The sequence below is a fragment of the Actinoplanes sp. NPDC048791 genome (assembly GCF_040650095.1).
GTDB lineage: Bacteria > Actinomycetota > Actinomycetes > Mycobacteriales > Micromonosporaceae > Actinoplanes.
The window spans coordinates 1-2,807 of sequence record NZ_JBEZGQ010001049.1 but is presented as its reverse complement, the minus strand read 5'-3'; the positions used below and the strand labels follow the sequence as shown (position 1 = coordinate 2,807).

Genomic DNA, 2,807 nt, shown 5'->3' with positions numbered 1-2,807 from the left:
GGCGGCTACACCGGCAGCCATCAGTTGACGCACTACGCGGACACCGCCTACCGGGTCACCACGAGTCAACCGGTCACCGGGCTCCGGCGCGGCACGTACACGCTGAGCCTGCGGGTGCGCTCGGGCGGCAACCAGCCCTCGGCGTACGTGGGGCTGAACAGTTGCGGCTCGGCGGAGGAACGGGCCGCGATTCCCCGTACCGGAAATGAATGGGTCCGGCTCGCCGTCACCGTCAAGGTGACCGGCGGGCGCTGCACGATCGTGCTGCACTCCGACGCCGCCGCCGGGCAGTACACGAACTTCGACGACATCGCGTTCGGCCCGTCGAACTCCGCGCCGGGCACCCCGCTGGCGATCACCGGCGCGGACGTCTCGCACGTGACCAAGAACGAGGACCACGGCGCCGTGTACCGCACCGCCGCGGGCCAGCGGCGCGACCCGTTCCCGCTGCTCGCGGCCAACGGCGTGAACTTCATCCGGCTCAAGGTCTGGGTGGACCCGGCCGACGGCTACAACGACAAGGACGACGTGCTGGCCCAGGCGCGCCGGGCCAGGGCGGCCGGGCAGCAGCTGCTGATCGACTTCCACTACTCCGACGCGTGGGCCGACCCGGGCAAGCAGAACAAGCCGGCGGCGTGGGCGGCGCTCAGCTTCGAGCAGCTCAAGCAGGCCGTCTTTGACCACACCTACGAGGTCCCGCACGACCAGCCCCCGCACGCCACCCCGGCGGCGATGGCCCAGGTGGGCAACGAGATCAACGGCGGCCTGCTGTGGCCGGACGGCCGGTGGGACAACTGGGACGGCCTGGCCGCCCTGCTGACGGCCGGCAGCACCGCGGTCACGGCGGCGTCCCCGGGCACCAAGGTCGTGCTGCACCTGGCCGAGGGCGGCAACAACGGCGGGCACCGCTGGTGGTTCGACCAGGCGACCGCCCGCAACGTGCCGTTCGACGTGATCGCGGTGTCGCACTACGTCTACTGGCACGGCTCACTCGGCGCGCTGCAGGCCAACCTCCTGGACCTGGCGGGCCGCTACGGCAAGCCGGTGATGGTGGCCGAGACCGCGTACGGCTTCACCACCGCCGAGAACGACCACGAGACGAACATCTTCACCGCGGCCCTGGCCGAGACCGGCGGTTACCCGGCGACGCCGCGCGGCCAGTCCGACGCGCTGCGCGACATCCTGACCGTGGTCGCCGGGGTGCCGAACGCGCTGGGCGTCTTCTACTGGGAGCCGACGTGGACGGCAGCCGAGGGTGCGGGCTGGGACCCGGCCGACCCGGCCTCCGGTGACGGCTGGGAGAACCAGGCGCTGTTCGACTACAGCGGACGCGCCCTGCCGGCCCTGTCGGTGTTCAAGCGGTTCTGAGCAGTCAGCGGTTGTAGCGGCGGTCCAGGGCGGGGTTGTAGGCGTCGAGCAGCGGGTCGTACCGGGCCGCCGTGGCGGTGAGGCCCGCCCAGCGCTGGACCGCGGCGGTCGCGGTGGCGGACTCGTCCGGGGTCAGCAGGGAGATGTTCGCGCCGCGGTTGGCGCCCGGGGCCACGTAGGACAGTGAGTCCCGGGTGCCGCGGCCGAGGCGGAACGGCTCGGCGCCCCACGGGTCGTTCTCGCTGTAGACGAAGAGCAGCCGGCTCGCCACGCTCTGGGCCCAGAGCTCGATGTCGGCCATCGCCGGCGGGCGGAAGCGCGGGCGCAGCTCACGCGGCAGGTACGACTCCGCGCGGTCCTGGCCCCGGTAGCGCTGGAGCTTCGCCAGGTGGGGCAGCTTGATCACCGGGTAGCCGAGCTGGGTCGCGGCGCCGGCGCAGCGCCTCGACCTGCACGGCGAAGAACCTGTACGGGGCCGGCGCGGCGCGCTCCTCCACGACGGTCAGGCCGGGCACCGCGCGCAACCGGGAGAGGATGTCCTCATCCGCGGCGGCCGCGGGTTGCGCCACCACCATCGGCGCCACCATGATCATGAGCGTCGGCAATATCGTCCACAGACGCCGCACAGTGTCCCCCGCCGCCGGCGACCATCGACGCCTGCCCATATCCTGTCCTACCCCACCATGCCGGACCACGATCACAGGAGGCCGAGCGATGCCCGACGGCACCCTGCCCCGCGCGGCGGTCCGCGCCTACGTCGAGGGTCTCGGCCCCCCGGAACGCGCGCACGTCGGCGAGGACGTGCTGGCCGCGATCCGGGACGGCGGCTACGAGCTGGCCAATCCGTTCGACGCGGTCGACGCCGGAATCCGCCGTACCCTCGCGGTCAGCCGGATCGACGTGCCGGCCGGCACCCATGTCGGTGCGTTTCCGCACCGGTCTCTGCACGCGCGGACGCACAGCGTGGAGGGCGGCACGCTGATCCTGCTCGACACCGGCCTGCGCCCGCTGCTGGACCGGGTGGCCGCCACCCTGGTCGCGTCGCAGCTCACCCCGGCCCGCGACGAGCAGGGCGCCAGCCGGTACGCGGCGGCGGCCCTGCAACAGCGTCAGCAGCGCGAGGAGGCCGACGCGGTGTTCGCCGACGCGGTCACCGCCTACCTGCAGCGCGACCCCGCCGCGCCGGAAGCCCCGGCGGAGGCCCAGAACACCTTCGGCTTCTTCATGGCCCGGTCGGCGGAACGGTTCGCCCTGGGCCACGAGTACGGCCACCTGCTCGCCGGCCACCGCCACACCCCGCCGGACGACGACCGCCGCAACTCCCGCCGCGAGTACGAGGCGGACGAGCTGGCCGCGATGCTGATCCTGCGCGGCGTCGACGAGGGCGCCGAGTTCCGCTGGCGGGCCCTGGCGGTGGCCGGGCCGTTCCTCTTCCTGGC

General features: G+C 73.2%; 2 protein-coding genes and 1 pseudogene. 2 read left to right on the top strand and 1 reads right to left on the bottom strand.

Features of this window, described 5'->3' with window-relative positions; all coding sequences use genetic code 11:
• On the top strand, positions 1 to 1,368 hold a 1,368-nt coding region (locus tag AB0C29_RS41920; protein WP_360832960.1), incomplete at its 5' end, for an arabinogalactan endo-1,4-beta-galactosidase.
• Positions 1,369 to 1,372: 4 nt separating this feature from the next.
• On the opposite strand, the pseudogene AB0C29_RS41915 reads toward AB0C29_RS41920, so the two are convergent.
• Positions 1,373 to 1,786: pseudogene (locus AB0C29_RS41915) on the bottom strand (aminopeptidase); the annotation flags it as partial.
• Between the two features lie 296 nt (positions 1,787 to 2,082).
• Here AB0C29_RS41915 and AB0C29_RS41910 point away from each other — a divergent pair.
• A partial coding sequence (locus tag AB0C29_RS41910) for a hypothetical protein (RefSeq protein WP_360832957.1) occupies positions 2,083 to 2,807 on the top strand: 725 nt, incomplete at its 3' end.